The organism is Hyphomicrobium sp. DMF-1, assembly GCF_027886585.1.
Lineage (GTDB): Bacteria > Pseudomonadota > Alphaproteobacteria > Rhizobiales > Hyphomicrobiaceae > Hyphomicrobium_C > Hyphomicrobium_C zavarzinii.
On the sequence record NZ_CP115706.1, the window covers coordinates 3,088,709 to 3,105,724 of the forward strand.

General features: G+C 65.7%; 21 protein-coding genes. 14 read left to right on the plus strand and 7 right to left on the minus strand.

Features of this window, described 5'->3' with window-relative positions; translation table 11 throughout:
- Nucleotides 1-112 precede the first annotated feature (112 nt).
- From pqqB to PE058_RS14175, 5 genes are all read left to right on the plus strand, one after another.
- Complete coding sequence (pqqB, locus tag PE058_RS14155) at nt 113-1,045, plus strand: pyrroloquinoline quinone biosynthesis protein PqqB (RefSeq protein WP_020086279.1); 933 nt, start codon at nt 113-115, stop codon at nt 1,043-1,045.
- Nucleotides 1,042-1,809, plus strand: coding sequence for a pyrroloquinoline-quinone synthase PqqC (gene pqqC, locus PE058_RS14160; protein ID WP_020086278.1), 768 nt, complete (start codon nt 1,042-1,044; stop codon nt 1,807-1,809). Before pqqB ends, pqqC begins: the two co-directional genes overlap by 4 nt.
- Nucleotides 1,802-2,119: a pyrroloquinoline quinone biosynthesis peptide chaperone PqqD gene (pqqD, locus tag PE058_RS14165; RefSeq protein WP_020086277.1), complete on the plus strand. Its 318-nt coding sequence runs from the start codon at nt 1,802-1,804 to the stop codon at nt 2,117-2,119. Before pqqC ends, pqqD begins: the two co-directional genes overlap by 8 nt.
- 31 nt (nt 2,120-2,150) lie before the next feature.
- Nucleotides 2,151-3,374, plus strand: coding sequence for a pyrroloquinoline quinone biosynthesis protein PqqE (gene pqqE / locus PE058_RS14170; RefSeq protein ID WP_020086276.1), 1,224 nt, complete (start codon nt 2,151-2,153; stop codon nt 3,372-3,374).
- Nucleotides 3,375-3,533: 159 nt separating this feature from the next.
- The gene (locus PE058_RS14175) at nt 3,534-3,908 is read left to right on the plus strand and encodes a c-type cytochrome (protein ID WP_020086275.1); all 375 of its coding nucleotides are present in this window, start codon (nt 3,534-3,536) and stop codon (nt 3,906-3,908) included.
- Between the two features lie 64 nt (nt 3,909-3,972).
- Here the strand turns inward: PE058_RS14175 and folK are convergent, their stop codons facing one another.
- Together folK and PE058_RS14185 are read right to left on the minus strand one after the other, a co-directional pair.
- Nucleotides 3,973-4,488 (minus strand): 2-amino-4-hydroxy-6-hydroxymethyldihydropteridine diphosphokinase, encoded by a 516-nt coding sequence (folK, locus tag PE058_RS14180; protein WP_271028694.1) that lies wholly within the window; start codon nt 4,486-4,488, stop codon nt 3,973-3,975.
- Between the two features lie 135 nt (nt 4,489-4,623).
- Nucleotides 4,624-4,998 carry a 4a-hydroxytetrahydrobiopterin dehydratase gene (locus PE058_RS14185; protein ID WP_020086273.1) on the minus strand — a complete coding sequence of 125 codons (375 nt, stop codon included), beginning with the start codon at nt 4,996-4,998 and terminating at the stop codon, nt 4,624-4,626.
- A gap of 314 nt (nt 4,999-5,312) precedes the next feature.
- Between PE058_RS14185 and PE058_RS14190 the strand changes: the two genes are divergently transcribed.
- The 7 genes from PE058_RS14190 (at nt 5,313) to fae (ending at nt 12,063) form a co-directional block, all read left to right on the plus strand.
- Nucleotides 5,313-6,281 carry a beta-ribofuranosylaminobenzene 5'-phosphate synthase family protein gene (locus tag PE058_RS14190; RefSeq protein WP_020086272.1) on the plus strand — a complete coding sequence of 323 codons (969 nt, stop codon included), beginning with the start codon at nt 5,313-5,315 and terminating at the stop codon, nt 6,279-6,281.
- 63 nt (nt 6,282-6,344) lie between these two features.
- Nucleotides 6,345-7,244, plus strand: a complete 900-nt coding sequence (locus PE058_RS14195; RefSeq protein ID WP_020086271.1) for an NAD(P)-dependent methylenetetrahydromethanopterin dehydrogenase — start codon at nt 6,345-6,347, stop codon at nt 7,242-7,244.
- A complete protein-coding gene (locus PE058_RS14200; protein WP_271028695.1) occupies nt 7,241-8,392 on the plus strand; it encodes an ATP-grasp domain-containing protein in 1,152 nt (383 codons plus the stop codon). Before PE058_RS14195 ends, PE058_RS14200 begins: the two co-directional genes overlap by 4 nt.
- The gene (gene mch, locus PE058_RS14205; protein ID WP_020086269.1) at nt 8,389-9,357 is read left to right on the plus strand and encodes a methenyltetrahydromethanopterin cyclohydrolase; all 969 of its coding nucleotides are present in this window, start codon (nt 8,389-8,391) and stop codon (nt 9,355-9,357) included. Before PE058_RS14200 ends, mch begins: the two co-directional genes overlap by 4 nt.
- Nucleotides 9,358-9,396: 39 nt before the next feature.
- Nucleotides 9,397-10,338, plus strand: a complete 942-nt coding sequence (locus PE058_RS14210; RefSeq protein ID WP_020086268.1) for an ATP-grasp domain-containing protein — start codon at nt 9,397-9,399, stop codon at nt 10,336-10,338.
- Nucleotides 10,338-11,207 (plus strand): triphosphoribosyl-dephospho-CoA synthase, encoded by an 870-nt coding sequence (locus PE058_RS14215; RefSeq protein ID WP_020086267.1) that lies wholly within the window; start codon nt 10,338-10,340, stop codon nt 11,205-11,207. The genes PE058_RS14210 and PE058_RS14215 overlap by 1 nt, the downstream gene beginning before the upstream one ends.
- A 343-nt stretch (nt 11,208-11,550) precedes the next feature.
- Entirely contained in the window at nt 11,551-12,063 is a 513-nt protein-coding gene (gene fae / locus PE058_RS14220) for a formaldehyde-activating enzyme (RefSeq protein ID WP_020086266.1), read from the plus strand.
- 203 nt (nt 12,064-12,266) lie between these two features.
- On the opposite strand, the gene PE058_RS14225 is transcribed toward fae, so the two are convergent.
- Nucleotides 12,267-12,977: a HisA/HisF-related TIM barrel protein gene (locus PE058_RS14225; protein WP_020086265.1), complete on the minus strand. Its 711-nt coding sequence runs from the start codon at nt 12,975-12,977 to the stop codon at nt 12,267-12,269.
- Nucleotides 12,978-13,164: 187 nt separating this feature from the next.
- Here PE058_RS14225 and PE058_RS14230 point away from each other — a divergent pair, with 187 nt between their 5' ends.
- Both PE058_RS14230 and PE058_RS14235 read left to right on the plus strand, forming a co-directional pair.
- Nucleotides 13,165-14,196, plus strand: coding sequence for a hydantoinase/oxoprolinase family protein (locus PE058_RS14230; RefSeq protein WP_271028696.1), 1,032 nt, complete (start codon nt 13,165-13,167; stop codon nt 14,194-14,196).
- A gap of 193 nt (nt 14,197-14,389) precedes the next feature.
- Complete coding sequence (locus PE058_RS14235; RefSeq protein WP_271028697.1) at nt 14,390-14,527, plus strand: hypothetical protein; 138 nt, start codon at nt 14,390-14,392, stop codon at nt 14,525-14,527.
- 16 nt (nt 14,528-14,543) lie between these two features.
- On the opposite strand, the gene PE058_RS14240 is transcribed toward PE058_RS14235, so the two are convergent.
- From PE058_RS14240 to PE058_RS14255, 4 genes are read right to left on the minus strand one after another with little or no spacing between them, the layout of a single operon-like run.
- A complete protein-coding gene (locus PE058_RS14240; RefSeq protein WP_020086262.1) occupies nt 14,544-15,128 on the minus strand; it encodes a DUF447 domain-containing protein in 585 nt (194 codons plus the stop codon).
- Between the two features lie 32 nt (nt 15,129-15,160).
- Complete coding sequence (locus PE058_RS14245; RefSeq protein ID WP_020086261.1) at nt 15,161-15,841, minus strand: amino acid kinase family protein; 681 nt, start codon at nt 15,839-15,841, stop codon at nt 15,161-15,163.
- Between the two features lie 8 nt (nt 15,842-15,849).
- Complete coding sequence (locus PE058_RS14250; RefSeq protein ID WP_020086260.1) at nt 15,850-16,260, minus strand: dihydroneopterin aldolase; 411 nt, start codon at nt 16,258-16,260, stop codon at nt 15,850-15,852.
- Entirely contained in the window at nt 16,257-17,006 is a 750-nt protein-coding gene (locus PE058_RS14255; RefSeq protein WP_271028698.1) for a (5-formylfuran-3-yl)methyl phosphate synthase, read from the minus strand. The genes PE058_RS14250 and PE058_RS14255 overlap by 4 nt, the downstream gene beginning before the upstream one ends.
- Between the last annotated feature and the right edge of the window lie 10 nt (nt 17,007-17,016).

Consider the following 17,016-nt stretch of genomic DNA (forward strand, 5'->3'; position numbering starts at 1 on the left):
AGTCTTTTCAAGGACTTTGGCCCTCCCCACTCTCACTCGCGTCCTACGGCCGATGCTCTTCATTTGCGGCGCCGCTTTCGGCGAGGCACGCCGCCCAAAAAGCGAATAAGTCATGATCATCAGGATCCTGGGGGCGGCTGCTGGCGGCGGCTTTCCTCAGTGGAACTGTAACGGTCGCAACAGCGCTGCTGTCCGAGCTGGCAAACCGGGCTTCCGCCCGCGGACCCAGTGCTCGCTCGCGCTGTCTGCGAACGGCTCGGATTGGGTGTTGCTCAACGCCTCGCCCGATCTCCGCCAGCAGATCAACGAGACCCCAGCCCTCGGCGCCCGGGCGGACGGACCTTTGCGCAACAGCCCCATCACCGCCGTGGTTCTCACCGGCGCCGATGTGGACTTCATTGCAGGCCTCCTGAATCTCCGGGAACTGCAGCCGTTTTCGATCTACGGATCGTCCCGCGTTCTCGATACGCTGGCCTCCAACTCGATCTTCAACGTGCTCGACGCGTCGGTGGTCAAACGCAACGTGCTCTCTTTCGGCGAGCCGACGCCCATCACGGGCGCGGGCCGCGACACGGGGATCGTGGTCGAAGCCTTTCCGGTGCCCGGCAAGATCGCGCTCTATCTCGAGGCGGGAAGCTCAACAAACAACTACGGCAGCCGCGAAGGCGATGCGATCGGGCTCAAGATCACGGAAGCGAGCACGGGCAAGAACTTCTTCTTCGTGCCTGGATGCGCGATCGTGGACGAGGAGCTCGCCGGGCGGCTCAAAGGCGCGCCGCTCGTGTTCTTCGACGGCACGCTCTACACGGACGACGAGATGATCCGGCAGGGCCTGATGCAGAAGACAGGCGCGCGGATGGGGCACATGAGCATCTCGGGCTCCGAGGGCTCGATTGCCGCGTTCGAGCCGTTGAACGTCGCGCGCAAGATTTACGTCCATATCAACAATTCCAACCCGGTGCTCGACGACAACTCGCCCGAGCGCCGCGCAACGGAAGCGGCCGGCTGGGAGGTCGGCTATGACGGAATGGAGATCCACCTATGAGCGAGCGTCGCGCGGGCCCTGATACGCAAGCGCTGTGGAGCCCCGAGGAATTCGAAGCGGCCATTCAAGCCGTGGGCGCGGAGCGCTATCACGACAAGCATCCGTTCCATAAGCTTCTGCACGGCGGCAAGCTCAACAAGGGCCAGGTGGCGGCCTGGGCGCTCAATCGCTACTGCTACCAGTCGGCCGTGCCGCGCAAGGATGCGGCCCTCGTGAGCCGCGTTCTCGACCGGCAGCTCCGCCGCGACTGGATCCATCGCGTGCTCGAGCACGACGGTCACGGCGAGGATCCCGGCGGCATCGAGCGCTGGCTGGTTTTGACGGACGGGCTCGGCCTCGACCGCGACTACGTGCAGAGCATGGCCGGCGCGCTTCCCGCGACCCGGTTCGCCGTCGAAGCCTATGTGCGCTTCGTCTACGAGCAGCCGCTCACGGTTGCGGTCGCCTCCTCGCTCACCGAGCTTTTCGCGCCCAAGATCCACAAGGAGCGCATCGCGGGCATGCTCGAAAACTATGACTTCATCGACGACAAGGTGATGGCATACTTCAAGAAGCGGCTCGTGCAGGCGCCGTTCGATGCGGACTTCGCGCTCAATTACATCAAGACGCACGCGAAGACCCGCGAAGAGCAGGAAGCCTGCGTAGATGCCGTGCGCTTCAAATGCAACGTGCTTTGGGCGCAGCTCGATGCACTGCACCATGCTTACGTGACCCCGGGCTGGATTCCGCCCGGCGCTTTCAGGCCGGAGACGCTGAATGTCTGAGACGTCCGAGCCCCGCAGCATGCCGACCCGCCTGATCGTGGCGGGCGACACGAAACTCGTGCTGCCACGGCATATCAAGCTCCGGCACGATCCCGGCCGCGGCCGATGGATCATCCTGGCGCCGGAGCGCGTGTTCAACCCCGACGATACGGCCGTCGAAGTGCTCAAGCGCCTCGACGGACAACGTTCCGTGAGCGAGATCGCGGAAGCCTTGTCTCAAGAGTATCAGGCCCCACTTGAGGTGGTGACTGAAGACATTCTGGCCATGCTCCAAGACCTTACCGACAAGGGTGTGCTGGCCAAAGCCTAGTGCGTGGCCGGCTGAGAGAGGATAGCGACGCATGAACGAGATCGCACCGACCCACGTGACCGAGACGGCGATGCCCGTCTGCGCCCGCAACGCCGACGGGGCGCCGGTTGCCGATCCAGGTCCGGACCCTGCGCTTTGCGCCCGCGCGCCGATCGGCATGCTGTGCGAGCTGACGCATCGCTGCCCGCTCCAGTGCCCCTACTGCTCGAACCCGGTCGAGCTCGAGCGCGTGAACGCAGAGCTGACAACGGAGGAGTGGCAGGATGTGATGCGCCAGGCCGCATCGCTCGGCGTGCTTCAGATCCATCTCTCCGGCGGTGAGCCGACGGCGCGGAAGGATCTCGAGGACATCGTGAAGGTGGCGGCCGAGGTGGGTCTCTATACCAACCTGATCACCGCCGGCGTGACGCTAACGCGCGACCGCCTCGCGAAGCTCGCGGAGGTGGGGCTCGATCACGTTCAGCTGTCCGTGCAGGACGTCGATCCGGACAACGCCGACCGCATCGCCGCCTACAAAGGCGGCATGGCGAAGAAGATCCAGGTGGCGGGATGGGTGCGCGAGCTCGGCCTGCCGCTGACGATCAACTGCCCGATCCATCGCCAGAACATCCACAACGTTCCGCGCATGATCGATTTTGCCGTCGAGATGGGCGCCGGGCGCGTGGAGATCGCGCACGTGCAGTATTATGCCTGGGCGCTCGTGAACCGCGCCGCCCTGATGCCCACGCGCGAAGCGTTCATGACGGCTGCCCGCCAGGTGGAAGAGGCGCGCGCCAAGTACAAGGGCATCATCGTCATCGATGCCATCGTGCCAGACTATTACGCCAAGTTCCCGAAGCCCTGCATGGGCGGCTGGGCGCGCGGCATCGTCAATATCACTCCCTCGGGACGAGTCCTTCCGTGTCACGCAGCCGAGTCGATCAAGGGGCTCGAGTTCGACAACATCAAGACGCGGCCGCTTGCCGACATCTGGCTCAATGGCGAGGCGTTCCAGAAGTACAGGGGCACCTCCTGGATGAAGGAGCCGTGCCGGAGCTGCCCGCGCAAGGAGATCGACTACGGCGGGTGCCGTTGCCAAGCGTTCGCCCTCACCGGCGATGCGGCCAATACCGATCCGGCCTGCTCTCTTTCTCCACTGCACGCACAGTGGCAAGCCGTTGCAGAGGTGGAGAGCCACAGCCCCAACGCTCCGGAGTTCATCTACCGTCGCGTGGGCGGTGCAGCAAAGAAACCGGAAACGCACAACGCATCTTGAGCCGCTGACTAGGGTCAAGTACAGCTAGTGGATGAGCCTGGGTGCGGCAACTTGTTCACTCCAGGTTCAGGCAAACTTTGCGAGTATGGGCCGCTTGCCAGGTAGTGCGGGAGGCCGCCCGGCAGGACGGTTAGAAGAAGGTTTCGGAGGATTCGGAAGATGCTCAAGTGGGTTATTGCGGCCGCCGCGCTCGTGGCTGCACCTGTCGCTGCGTCGGCGCAAGATGCAGAGGCGGGTGCCGCTGTATTCAAGAAGTGCGCTGCCTGCCATCAGATCGGCCCTGATGCGAAGAATGGCCTTGGCCCGGCACTCACCTGCGTTGCAGGTAAGGCTGCTGGCCATCATGAAGGTTTCAACTATTCCGACGCGGTGAAGAACTCGGGCATCACCTGGACGGACGAGAACCTGCTTGCATGGTTCGAGAAGGACGACGCCGTCGTCAAGGGCAACAAGATGATCTTCCCGGCCGGTATCAAGAACGAGGACGATCGCAAGAACCTGCTCGCCTACATCAAGTCGCAGTGCAAAGAGTAATCTGCACGCGCGCGAGCTGATCTAAGAAGACGCCGCGGATCTTGCATCCGCGGCGTTTTTCTTTTCAGAGGGGGGTGACGTCGCTCGCGTCGAGGTGCGTGAGCCAATGGGCGAGCGGATGGCCGGCGACAACGGCTTCGGGCGCGATCTCGGCCAAGGGCACCAGCACGAACGCGCGCTCCGTGATGCGCGGATGAGGCAAAACGAGATCGCTCTCGGCCAGCACCGCATCCCGGTAGATCAGCACGTCGACGTCGATGACGCGCGGTCCCCAGCGCCGCTCGCGGACACGCTTCATCTCCTCCTCGATGCCGAGGCAGCGGCGCAGCAGATCCTGCGGAGAAAGGTCCGTCTTGACCGCGACGCAGGCGTTGACGAACCAATCCTGATCGAGCACGCCCCACGGAGCCGTGCGGTAGAGGCGCGAAGCCCGCACGAGTGCGATATCGCCCTTCGCGGTCAGAAGGGCGATCGCCTGATGGATGTTCGCTTCCTTGTCGCCGACGTTGGATCCGAGCCCGATCAGGGCATCGAACGCGGGTGTTGCGTCAGAGGATGACGTTGTGGCGGGCGGCGTCATGGGCGGGCAGGACACTGCTTGCCGGCGCGTCTGGACACAGGCCGTCGCCCGCGCGACGAAGAGGCCGGGCTGCCGGTCCGAATCCCAGAGGCGTCATCCCGGCCAATGCCGGGATACGCCAGCCGCATCACGCGATCAGTCATACTTGATGTAAGAGAAGCGCATGTCGCCGGCCGGCGTGCCTTCGAGAACGCCCTCCTTGCCCGGCTGCCAATGGACGACCTCCTCGATCTTCTTGGCGAGGGCCAGGTCTTTCTCGGTGATGCCCTTGGCGGAATGCGTCACCAGCCGGACCTCGACCCAGGCGTAAGAAGCGGTGATGTCGGGATGGTGCCAGGCCGCCTCGGCGAGGTGGCCGACGGTGTTGATGACCATCAACGTGCCCTTCCAGCTCGACGTCTTGTATGTGCGGCGGATCCATCCGTCCTCGAGGCGCCATTCCGGTAGATTCTCGGCCAGCCACTTCGTGACCTCGCCATCAGAAAGTGCCTTGTCCCGGGGGCTGCTCATATTGCTCTCTCCTCGCCTTTCGTGGACTATTGCGCCTGCCCTGCGCGCGGGCCTGCTCGGGCGCCTTGGCTTTGGATACCGCTTGCCGCATTTTCCGCGACGAACCGGTTTCCACTTCGCGGCAAAATGCTCTAGAGCACGTCTGCCCTCAAGGGAATCCTGCCCTCGGGCGCAATCGGGCTCCCTCGTTCTTAATTTTGAGATTTACTCATGCTCTCGATGCGCGATGCCGCGCGCCTCGCTGAGACCAGGCTCCAACCCTCGCAGAGGCGAGATCCGGCGGCAAACGTCCCCCACCAAGGAAGCGCTTTCAGATGCACGACACACACCCGGTCAGAGGCTGCAGCGTCTCGGCACCCGCTCGGCTTCATCTGGGGTTTCTAGATCTGAACGGGGGGCTGGGGCGCCGCTACGGCTCGATCGGGCTTGCCCTCGACGCACCCAGCACGGACATCCGCGTGGAGCGGGCCGAGACCATGTCGGCCTCGGGCCCGGAGCGCGAGCGTGTCCTCACGGTGCTCGCCCGCTGTTCGGAGGCCTTGAAGCTCAAAGGGGCCTACCGCGTGGAGGTCGCCCGTGCGATTCCCGCCCATGCGGGGCTCGGCTCGGGCACGCAACTCGCGCTTGCCATCGGCCTTGCGCTCATGCGGCTCGAAGGGCTTTCGCTCTCGCCGCAGCAGATCGGTGACCTCGCCGGACGCGGCGCGCGCTCGGCCATCGGCATGGCGGCCTTCGAGGCCGGCGGCTTCATCGTGGATGGGGGACGCGGCGCCATCGACCAGCCGCCGCCGGTGCTGATCCAGAGCCCTTTTCCCGAGGACTGGCGGGTGCTGCTGGTGCTCGACCCCAAGGCGCAGGGGGCGCATGGAGACCGCGAGACCAAAGCCTTCGCAGCCTTGCCTCCGTTCCCTGCCGAGCTTGCGGACCGGCTTTGCCGGCTCGTTCTCATGCAGCTTGCCCCCGGCCTGAAGGAAGCCGACATCGGCGCGTTCGGCGCGGCGTTAACCGAGATTCAGCGGATCGTGGGCGGCCATTTTGCGGCGGCACAGGGGGGCAGCCCCTGGACCTCGCCTCCTGTCGGAGCGCTGCTCAAAAAAGCGTCAGAGCTCGGTGCAACAGGTATCGGCCAGACCTCGTGGGGGCCGACCGGATTCGGGTTCGTACCCTCTCCGGATGTGGCAGACCGCCTCTATCATTCTTTAGTCGAAGACGCTAAAGCGATGGGCCTTGAAATCGCGGTGGTGCGAGGGCGCAATGCCGGAGCGACGATCGCGGCCGATTGAGACGAGCACGCCGACACTCAAGACAATGAGCGGCCAAGCCTTTTGTGAACGGGAGACGATTTTATGAGTGAAGCCACGCCGATTCTGCACATGCTCTCGCCGCAGAAGCACATGAGCCCGTTCGACGTGAACATGGCGGCCGACGCCGGTTACAAGGTGATCGTTCCCTACATCAACGTGACCCAGGAAGAGGTCACGGGTCTCGTTCAGGACGCGATCTTCTCGCGTCCGCCGGATTACGGCGTCCGCACCGGCTTCTTCGTCGGCGGCAAGGATGCGATCCTCGCTCTCGACTTCCTCGAAGCCGCGCGCAAGGCGCTGGTTCCCCCGTTCCAGCTTTCCGTGCTAGCCGATCCCGCCGGGTCGTTCACGACGGCGGCCGCGATGGTGGCTTGCGTCGAGCGCGTGCTGAAGCTCAAGTTCGGCCGCGGCTGGAAGGGCACCAAGGTCGCCGTGTTCGGCGCTACCGGCGTCGTCGGCTTCGCCTCCTCGATCATCGTCGCGCTCGAAGGCGCAGAGGTTAAGCTCGTCGCTCACCGCGGCGTCGATCGCGTCATCAAGTCGGCGCAAGTCTCGAAGGAGCGCTTCGGCGTCGACCTCGAGGCGGTGTCCGGTGAAACGGAAGATCAGAAGCGCGAGATCATCTCCAACGCCGAGGTCATCTTCGCGGCCGCAGCCGCCGGCGTGCAGGTGATCTCGAAGGAGCAGAAGGCCTACGCCGACAAGCTGCTCGTCGTCGCCGACGTCAACGCCGTGCCGCCCGCAGGCGTAGAAGGCATGGAACTGTTCATGGACGGCGCCCCGCTTCCGGGCTGCAATGCCCTCGGCGTCGGCCCGCTCGCGATCGGCGACATCAAGTACAAGACGGAGTCCGGCCTCTTCAAGCAGATGATCAACTCGCAGGAGGCCCTTTCTCTCGACTTCCGTCACGCCTTCGCGCTGGCCCGCCAGCTCGTGGCTTGACCGGCGAGACCGTCCTCATTGCCGCCTTTTCCGCGCGGGCGCTTGCGGCGTCCGCGCGGAGGGCTGGCTACGAGCCATTGGTCGTCGACTGCTTCGGCGACGAGGATACGGTGGCTCTCGCTGCCGCCTCGCGCTGCCTTCCTGCCCGCGTCCAGGTCGGCTTCACGGCGCGCCCCCTGATCGCAGGCCTCGAAAGCCTCGTGGCGGAGGCCTCATCCCCGCCGATCGGGCTCGTGCTCGGCTCGGGCTTCGAATGCAATCCGCGCCTCGTCTCTAAAATCGCCGCACTATTTCCTCTCATCGGCAACGATGCCGAGACCATCCAGCGCACGAAAGATCCTGCGCACTTCTTCAGAATTCTCGACGAGCTCGGCGTTCCCCATCCCGAGACGCGGCTCGATGCTCCGTCCGACACCGACGGCTGGCTGATGAAGCGGATTGGCGGCAGCGGCGGCCTGCACATCCACATCTGTCCCTCCGAGCCCCGTCCCGACGCGCGCCGCTATTTCCAGCGCCGCATCGCAGGCGAGGAGATCTCGCTCATGGGGCTCGTCTCCGAGAAAAGCGCCGCATTCGCGGCTAGCCGCCAGTGGACCAGCCCGCTTCCACGCCGCCCGTTCCGCTACGGCGGGGCCACCGGCTCGCTCCCGCTCGAGGAAGATCTCGAAGCGCGCCTCATCGAAATGTCTCTTGCGGTCTCCGAAGCGCTCTCGCTTCGCGGTATCGTCTCGTTCGACTATCTCGTATGCGACGGCGAGCCGTTCCTGCTCGAGGTCAATCCGCGCCCCGGCGCGACACTCGACGTGTTCGACGACGCTGCGGGCACGCTTTTCAAGGCTCATGTGGAAGCCTGCCGCGGCGGCGATCCCGCGGCTCTTCTCGCCTCCGGCTGGCATCCGCCCGTCGCGCGCGCCGCCGCCTTTCTCTATGCGGACAAGGGCCCTCTCTCCGTTTCCTCCATCGACTGGCCGGACTGGGCCTCTGACCGGCCACGCCCCGGCAGCGTGATCGGCGCGGGCCAGCCGCTTGCGACGGTGATCGCCGAAGGACTTTCGGTTGACGAGGTGCAGGCCGCGTGCGTTCAACGCTTGGGCGCCCTCGAAACTTTGCTGTATGACCATTCAAACAAAAAGGGAGCTCAACAATGAGCAGCACTCAGGGCTTCGCGCCGAGCGTCAACGCACGGGCGGGCATTCTGGTCGACGATCTGGCCGCGAACGCCCAGGCCTTGCGCGTGTCCGTCACCACCGGCGCGGCGGGTGAGCGGTGCATCGACCTGGGCTCAAACGTTCCGGGCGGCCTCGAAGCGGGCCGGCGGCTCGGAGAGATCTGCATGGGCGGCCTCGGAACGGTGACGCTCACCTCGTCCTCGGGTCTCGAGCGCTGGCCGCTCGGCGTCGTCGTGCACTCGTCCAACCCCGTCGTCGCGTGCCTCGGCAGCCAGTACGCAGGCTGGACCATCACGGACGACAGCGGCTTCTTCGCGCTCGGCTCGGGTCCGGCGCGCGCACTCTCGCGCGTCGAGGAGCTCTACAAGGAGCTCGGCTACATCGATCATCACAACAAGGGCGCGCTCGTGATCGAGGGCGACAAGGCGCCGCCGCCGGGCGTCGCCACCAAGGTTGCAGAGGCTTGCGGCATCAAGACCAGCGATCTCACGGTTCTCTACGCGCCGACGGGCAGCCTCGCGGGCACGGTGCAGATTGCCGCGCGCGTGCTCGAGGTGGCGCTTCACAAGGCGCACGCGCTCCATTTCGATCTCGGCAACATCGTCGACGGCTACGGCGTGGCGCCGATCGCCCCGCCGATCCCGGATTTCGTCAAGGCGATGGGCCGCACCAACGACGCCATCATCTACGGCGGGCGCATCCATCTCTTCGTGCGCGGCACCGACGAAGCCGCCAAGAAGCTCGCAGATGCGCTGCCCTCCAACACCTGCTCCATCTACGGCAAGCCGTTCGCGGAGATCTTCGCCAGCGTCAACGGCGACTTCTACAAGATCGACGCCTCGCTGTTCAGCCCCGCGGTCGTCACCGTGTCGAACCTCGACACGGGCTCCTCCTTCCACGCCGGCAAGCTCGCGCCCGACATCGTCGACGCGAGCTTCCGCTAAACTTCGGCCCTCTCCCGGCCAAGGGAGCGGGAAAGGCTCATGAACAAGCTCGTCACAGCTTCCGACCTCGACGACGCGGCCCCTCGCGGGCCGCGCATCGTGCTGTTCGTCGAGGACGGCTCCGGTGACTGGCACGCGCGCCGCCTCAAGCGCGCGATGGAGGCGCGCGGCGCGCAGGTAGTGACCACCACGCTGAGCGCCTGCGCCTTCGATACGTCTTGCCCGAGCGGCATCGAGATTCCGGGCTTCGACGGGCTGCTGCCGGACGGCGCTTTCGTCCGCTCGGTTTCAACCGGCACGCTCGAGCAGATCACCTTCCGGCTCGGCATTCTTCATGCGCTGCGCGAAAGCGGCATCCGCGTCTGGAACGACGCCCGTGCGATCGAGCGCTGCGTCGACAAATCGACCGCGACGTTCCTGTTCCAGAAGGCAGGCCTCGCCACACCGCCGACGCGCGTGGTGGAGACCCGCGCGCGCGCGCTCGCGCACGCGATGCGGGATCCGCGTCCGCTGGTGGTGAAGCCCTTGTTCGGAAGCCAGGGTAACGGCGTGCGCCGCGCGCAAGGTCCCGAGGAGCTGCCGCCGCCGGAGGACGTGGGCGACGTCTATTACATGCAGCACTATCTGAGACGGCCCGAAGCCACTCAGTTCGAGGATTGGCGCGTGTTCGTCTCGCAGGGGCGCATTCTCTCGGCCATGGTCCGGCGCGGCAAAAGCTGGATCACGAACGTGCATCAAGGCGCTGAGCCGGTGGCGCACGAGCCTTGCGACGAGATGCGCCAGCTCGCACTCGGTGCCGTCTCGACCATCGGCGCCGACTACGCCGGCGTGGATCTGATCCGCGACCAGGGCGGGCGCCTCATGGTGCTCGAAATCAATTCGAACCCGGCCTGGAAAGGCCTCCAGAGCGTGACATCGGTCGATATCGCCGACACCATCGCGGCGGATTTTCTATCGGCGGTGACGAAGGCCAAGGCGTGATGGCGTTCCCGCTCTCCCGCGACACGATCGAGGCCGCCTTTCTTTCGGCATGCCGTGCCGAGCTCACTGCGCTGAAGCCCGGCAACGTCCATATCCATGCGGCAGGGCATGGCATGGAGACGCTGCATTTCGAGCGCGCCGCGCTGGCAGCGGCTCCCTTCCTCGGCGATCCCGCACGCGGCGTCGGCGCGCGTATTCTAGGTGCCGTCGGCGCCAGCGTCGCGGCGGCGGGGTGCAACACCAATCTCGGGATCGTGCTGCTCTGCGCGCCTCTGGCGGTCGCTTCGGGCGGACGCGAGGAGCCTTCCGACCTTCGAGACCGTCTCGGCCGCGTGCTCGATGGACTCGACCGGGCTGACGCGGATCAGGCGTTTCAGGCGATCGTCATCGCCAATCCTGCGGGACTTGGCCGCGCGGATGCAGGCGACGTTAACGGCCCTCCGAGCATGACGCTCAAGGACGCGATGGCCCTCGCCGCCGATCGGGACCGGATCGCGCGGGCCTACGTCACACGCTTCGATGACATCTTCTCCCACGCGCTGCCCGAACTTTATGCAGCCCGCCGCAGTGCCGAAAGCGAAAGCATGGCCATTACTGCACTGCACATGAGCCTGCTTGCGTCGTTCCCGGATAGTCATATTGCGCGCAAATATGGTGACGATGCCGCAGAGGCCGTGCGCAGGGAGGCGGCCGACTGCGCAGCCCTCTGGCGTCCCGCACCGCGGCAGGAGACCTGGCAGGCGCTGCTCGATCTCGACAGCAGCCTCAAATCGCGCGGGCTAAACCCCGGAACGACCGCGGACTTCGTCGTCGCGACGCTTTTCGCAGATGCGCTCATCGCCGCAGGCCGAGAAACCATGTCCCCTTAGGTTGTGTCTCCCTTCGGGAGAAGCCGGCGGCGCTTTTCTTCTTTCCTTGTATTGCTGGGCGTCAGCGCCTCGGGGGCTTGTCCGTCCCCCTTCGAGGCGGGCTTTTTCCGATTGCACTCTAGCCCCTTGTCGAAGTCGCAATCCTAGGGCTATTAAGGGGCGGCTCGCGAAGCGTGCCGCTATCTGGCCAACCGGACCGGTGACCCACATCACCGTTCGCTGCAACTGGGATAGCTTCGGACTGCAGCCCTCGCACCCTGGGCAGGACGCTCCAAGCGAACGTCTCAGAATGGACGCTCGGGGCGCGTTGTTTTTCGTTCAATTGAAGGAAGGGAACCCCCTAATGGCCAAGATCAATCGCGTTATGGTCGGCGAGTCGCTCGTCGGCGACGGCAACGAAGTCGCACACATCGACCTCGTCATCGGACCGCGCGGCAGCGCTGCTGAGACGGCGTTCGTGAACGCGCTCTCCAACAACAAGGATGGCTTCACCACGCTCCTCGCCGTGATCGCGCCGAACCTGCCCTGCAAGCCGAACACGATCATGTTCAACAAGGTCACCATCAAGGACGCCCGCCAGGCCGTCCAGATGTTCGGACCGGCTCAGTACGGCGTTGCCAAGGCCGTTCAGGACTCGGTTGCCGAGGGCGTGATCCCCGCCAACGAAGCTGACGACCTCTATGTCCTCGTCGGCGTGTTCATCCACTGGGAAGCGGCCGACGACGCCAAGATCCAGGACTACAACTACCGCGCCACCAAGGAGGCTCTCGCCCGCGCCGTTGCTGGCAAGCCGACCGCTGCTGAAGCTACCGCTCAGCGCAACTCGGTCTCGCATCCGTTCGGTGCGAAGACTTGAAGCGGAAACCGTCCACAGCAGGATAATGCCCCTCCATTGAAGGGGGGTCTGCTGCAGCGATTGGGAAGACTACTCTCTGGCCGTTGGAACGGCTGATCTACACGGGTGGACCTTCACTATCCACTCGCAAAGTGGACTGAAACTTTAGAGCCTGGTTGCGATTTGAGCTTCGCAATCAGGCTCTAATTTTTTTGGCCGGCGGTTCAGGCGATCGCTTCGATGTCGCGGCTCGTGATCGCGCCGCCATGGAGCGCTGTGGCTACGAGCGCGCCCGCGACGCCGATGTCTCGCAGGGACGCGAGATCAGCGACGCTCCGCACACCGCCCGCCGCATAAACCGCGCGATGTGCCGCGCGCGAGACGACCGCATCGAGGCGCGGAAGATCCGGCCCCTCGCCGCTGCCCACGCGGGCGAGCGTCATGACGATCACGCGGTCCGGCCAGAGCGCGGCATCTTCGAGCAGGCCGGGCGGGCCAATGAAGTCATCGCCACGGAAATCGAGCGACAGCGGCGCCGCCGGACCTGCTGCCTTTCGCGCGCGCTCGTAGTCATCGATCGAGCTGAGCGACTCCGATCCGAGCACGTGACTTTTGATGATGGCGGCTGGCGGGCCATTGTCGCCGAGCGGGGCTTGCGTGCCTGCTCCCCCGTCGTCGATCCAGAGCTCGGTGCCGGGCCAGGATGCGGCGAGCCGCTGCTGCATCCGGTAATCAGCTCCGCGCGCTTCGATCCCTTCGAGATCGGCGACATAGAGCTTCCGGAACGGAAACAGGCGCGAAAGCCCCAGCGCGACCGCGACCGGATCGGCGCTCCCGGCAAGCGGCGTCACGAGCGGGCGATAGTTCGCGCGGTCTCCGCGACTGGCTGCAACGGCGAGACCGCCACGCACGTCGATGACCGGGATGATCTCCATCAGCTCACTGCTCGCAGTTGGGGTCCAGACAGGATGGGCGAGGCATACTCTCCATGGCCCGGCGGGTGATGTACCACAGGCGGCGGCTGTGTGCCGCGCCACGCGAGCCCCTGCGCAGCCCATCTTCGCCGTGATAGGGAGGAGCGGGCAACGCGTAGTGTACGCCGAAGCGAGGAGCAGGTTTGGCATGGGCATGACGGCGGGTCTGGATGTGGGCGGCGCGCACCTCAAGGTGGCGCTGGTCGAGGCTGCGCGCACCGTTGCCGTGCGTCAGATCGCCTGCCCGCTCTGGCAAGGCCTCGACAAGCTCGACACCGCGCTGGCGGAGGCCCATGCCCTGATTTCCAGCGCACGCTCGGTTGCGATCACCATGACGGGTGAGCTGTCCGATCTCTTTGCCGACCGGGAGACCGGCGTCGCAACCCTCGTCGCGCGCCTGTCGCGGGAGTTTGGAGACAAGGCGCGATTCTGGATGGGGCCGCGCGGCTTCGGCCGTGCCGAAGAGGCATGCCATCATCCGGGCGACGTGGGCTCGACCAATTTTCTTGCGACGGCGGCCTTCATCGGCAGCAGCATGGCGGACGCGTTGCTGATCGATTTCGGATCGACGACGGCCGACATCATTCCGATCTCGTCCGGCTCACCGGCCCCGCGCGGCTTTACCGACGCCGAACGGCAGATCTCCGGAGAGCTTGTCTATACGGGCTTCACGCGGACGGCTGTAATGGGGGTTACGACCGAGGCACCGTTCCGCGGCGAGCGCGTTGGATTTGCGCGCGAGTATCTCGCGACCATGGCCGACGTGCGCCGCATCCTCGGTTACGACCTCACGGAGATCGACCAGCACGCGACGGCGGACGGAAAGGGCAAATCGCTCGAGGAGAGCACTGCGCGGCTCGGGCGCATGCTGGGGCGGGATGCGCGAGACGGCACGGCCGAGGACTGGCGCCAGACGGCGGCGTTCGTGCGCGAGTGTCAGCTCCGTTCGATTCATGACGGCGCGGCACGCGTTCTTTCCGCGGCACCTCTGCTTGCAACGGCTCCGATCGTAGCTGCAGGCATCGGCGCTGGAGAGATCGAGGAGATCGCCCGGCGGTTGGGACGGCCCGTCGTGCGCTTCGGCACGCTCGCCAATGCCGATCAATCGTGCGAGGCGTGGGCGACGGGATGCGCGCCTGCGGTGGCCGTGGCGCGGCTGCTCGGCGCCGCAACGCAATAAGACATCGTTGAACATAACTGCGGTGCATGCGCGCTTCGTGACTGCGTGCCTGCGTGACTGCGGCTGCGCTGCAACTCCTTACAAAGGTCTTAAAAGTTTTCCTCTGATACATGCGGCCATCTGAAGCGGCCTCTAATGCGTTGCTGCTAGACTCAACCCATAATGAACAACAAGCCTCAATCGGGGAGAGGCCATGAAAACGGCGCTCACAATTCTTGCAGCTATCGTCATGCCGGGGGGCCTCATCGTTCTGGCCGTTGGCATCACGACGTTCCTGGTCGCACGTCACCGCGCACGCGCAAAAGCGGCGCAACTGGCTCCGGCTGTCTAAGCGCGGAAGGTTTTCTTTACTTTTTGCTCGCGGCTTCCGCATTGCCGCTGCGATAGGCGCGAATACGCTCCATCAGCCACTCCCAAGCCTCCATCTCGCGCGGGCCTGCGGTCTTCGAGATCGCGATCTCGAGATACTTCAGTTCGGCATCGATCTTTTCCGGCGGCAGCATGGACAGCCGGGTCGACAGCACCGCAAGCTCCAGAACGGCGGCTTCGGCCCTGTTGTAGCCGCTCCAAACGGAATGGCTCGCCGCGTGCACGATGCGGCAATGAAACCGGGGCCGCACATCATCCTCGCTGATGCGCTCGACGGCCAGCTCCCAGTGGGAGACCGCATCCTTCAGACGTACGCCTTTGACCACGTCGGCCGGCACGGTGGGCCAATCCCTGCGGCCGGTGATGCAGCCCGCGAAAACCCGTACATCGCCCGTGTGGCTCGCCACCGCCGCCGGATTGGCCATGAGATTGTCGAGCGTGCGCGACGGCTTGAAGGGCGCGATGATCCAGCCCGCGCCATCCTCGATGAGGCCCAGAGGGGCGATGTGGGGCACCCCCGCGGCATTTGTCGTCGTGACGATGGCCTCGACGATGCGTGGCATTCGCGCCTCCCCTCGGCTTGGTGTCGTGCGGATTACTTCGGCCTGCCCGCTGCGGCCCTAGCACGGATGCCGCGCGCCGTCGATCTCAGCGCGCGGCGGCTGGGAGAAGGCGTGCGCGGCGCTCTCTGAGGAGCGACGTCGAGGAGGGCCGAGAGCGCGGCGTCCTCTCCCGGGCCGAGCACCCGCCAGGCCAGATCGGCCCGTTCCACGATGACGGGAAACACGGGATCGACGATGCCTTGGCGAGCGAGCGTTTTCGCGGCCATCGTGCGGCGCACCGTCCGCGATTTGACGAGGGCCACCTCGACGTTCCCCAAGCGCTCGGCGAGGCGCGCGGCCAAACCATCGGAGGTAATGCTCCAGTCGCGCGGAATGCGCCGATCGCCCGCGCAGAGCTTCGCAGGCAGCCAGACCGGGATGCGCCTGCAGCGCCAGGCGCGCTCCATGCCAATCAGCGTGTCGGCCGCGACGAGGCGCGGCTCGATGGCGATCATCGCCTCCGCCATCTGGTGCATGGCGAGAAGCGCCATGTCGTGAGCCGCTTCGTCGGAGAACCGGAGAAGGGCCTGCGTCTCGCGTACGGCATCCGCGAACGGGCCGCCGCCCGGCACCACGACAACAGAGCGGCGCGCACGGCGCACCAGGCCCAAGAGCGCACGAAGCCGCCCGCTTTCCGCGAGGCTGCCTCCGATCTTGAGCACGAGCGCGGTCACGGCCCGGTCTACCTCGTTCGATAGATCTCGACGCCGCGCACAGGGCCGCGCTCCAGCTTCTCGATGCGGACGCGCATGGCCTCGATGCGGCGATCCTGGAGGCCGCGCTCGGCGATCTGCTCGGCGAATGTCTCGAGGAGATTGATGTGTCCGGCGCTCGTGATGTCGTTCACCGCATCGATGATGTCGGTGTAGGACGGCACCGTGTCCATGTCGTCCTCGGACGCGCGGACGGCGGGCGCAAGATAAGCATCGACAGTCAGGCGCACCTTCTGCGTGACGCCCTTCTCCTCGGCATAGACGCCGATGTTGCAGTCGATCACCCAATCCTTGAGGAAGATGCAGTCCCGCCCCAGCGCCTCGGACGCTTTTTGCGTGGGCGATGCCGTTGCGGCGCGTGCCGTCTCGATCGTAGTCACGGTGTGGTTTCCAACTCTAGGCCAGCCGATGGGCCGGCTGGATTCTTTGGTTGCGGGATGGCGCGGCGCACGGCGGCGAGCGCGGTGGCATCGAGGGCTGCACGACGGTCGGCCGCGCGGCAGAGCGCGCCCCGGAACCCGAGCACGTCTGGTCCGAGCGTCAACAGGACGGGAACCTGCGCGAGGCGAAGCGATCCGGCGAGACCAGCCATGAGCCCCGCGGCGCGGGCTTCCGCGATGAAGGTGGACAGCTCGGCGGGCGTGCGATGATCGAGCAGCGTGCGGCCGTCTTTCGTCGCGGTGTCGAGCATAACGCCCGCAAAGCCCGCCTCACCCAACGCCGACACGAGCCCCAGATCGAGCGGTGCATCCGCAAGGAGAACGGCCACGAGCGGTGTCGACGGCGCGAGATCGCGGCCAAGCGCGTCGATGGTCGCGCGCGCGTCGCCGCCCGGGAAGATGCCGATCTTGACGATGTCGCACCCCGTCGCGGCCATGGCGAGCGCGGCCTCCACCACGGGCGAAGGCTCCGGCGCGAGATCGCCGATGGTTGCGCTGACCGGCACATGGGCGGGCAGCGCCTTGCGGACCGCCGCCACAACCTCATGAGGAAGGGCGCCTAGCGCTCCAGCGGCCGGATCTTTGCAGTCGACGATGTCGGCGCCATGGGCGGCGGCGACCCGCGCCTCTGCCTCGGACGTCACGCTTGCAAGGAGGCGGACGAGCCGATGCTTCGTCGTCGTCATTTGGATGGGC

Coding starts and splice junctions, on each gene's coding strand:
- PE058_RS14235 (WP_271028697.1), top strand. CDS start 14,390: ATGAAAACGGCGCTCACAATTCTTGCAGCTATCGTCATGCCGGGGGGC.
- PE058_RS14195 (WP_020086271.1), top strand. CDS start 6,345: ATGAGTGAAGCCACGCCGATTCTGCACATGCTCTCGCCGCAGAAGCAC.
- pqqE (WP_020086276.1), top strand. CDS start 2,151: ATGAACGAGATCGCACCGACCCACGTGACCGAGACGGCGATGCCCGTC.
- PE058_RS14255 (WP_271028698.1), bottom strand. CDS start 17,006: ATGACGACGACGAAGCATCGGCTCGTCCGCCTCCTTGCAAGCGTGACG.
- fae (WP_020086266.1), top strand. CDS start 11,551: ATGGCCAAGATCAATCGCGTTATGGTCGGCGAGTCGCTCGTCGGCGAC.
- PE058_RS14225 (WP_020086265.1), bottom strand. CDS start 12,977: ATGGAGATCATCCCGGTCATCGACGTGCGTGGCGGTCTCGCCGTTGCA.
- PE058_RS14230 (WP_271028696.1), top strand. CDS start 13,165: ATGGGCATGACGGCGGGTCTGGATGTGGGCGGCGCGCACCTCAAGGTG.
- PE058_RS14175 (WP_020086275.1), top strand. CDS start 3,534: ATGCTCAAGTGGGTTATTGCGGCCGCCGCGCTCGTGGCTGCACCTGTC.
- pqqC (WP_020086278.1), top strand. CDS start 1,042: ATGAGCGAGCGTCGCGCGGGCCCTGATACGCAAGCGCTGTGGAGCCCC.
- PE058_RS14190 (WP_020086272.1), top strand. CDS start 5,313: ATGCACGACACACACCCGGTCAGAGGCTGCAGCGTCTCGGCACCCGCT.
- PE058_RS14210 (WP_020086268.1), top strand. CDS start 9,397: ATGAACAAGCTCGTCACAGCTTCCGACCTCGACGACGCGGCCCCTCGC.
- mch (WP_020086269.1), top strand. CDS start 8,389: ATGAGCAGCACTCAGGGCTTCGCGCCGAGCGTCAACGCACGGGCGGGC.
- PE058_RS14215 (WP_020086267.1), top strand. CDS start 10,338: ATGGCGTTCCCGCTCTCCCGCGACACGATCGAGGCCGCCTTTCTTTCG.
- pqqB (WP_020086279.1), top strand. CDS start 113: ATGATCATCAGGATCCTGGGGGCGGCTGCTGGCGGCGGCTTTCCTCAG.
- folK (WP_271028694.1), bottom strand. CDS start 4,488: ATGACGCCGCCCGCCACAACGTCATCCTCTGACGCAACACCCGCGTTC.
- PE058_RS14185 (WP_020086273.1), bottom strand. CDS start 4,998: ATGAGCAGCCCCCGGGACAAGGCACTTTCTGATGGCGAGGTCACGAAG.
- PE058_RS14240 (WP_020086262.1), bottom strand. CDS start 15,128: ATGCCACGCATCGTCGAGGCCATCGTCACGACGACAAATGCCGCGGGG.
- pqqD (WP_020086277.1), top strand. CDS start 1,802: ATGTCTGAGACGTCCGAGCCCCGCAGCATGCCGACCCGCCTGATCGTG.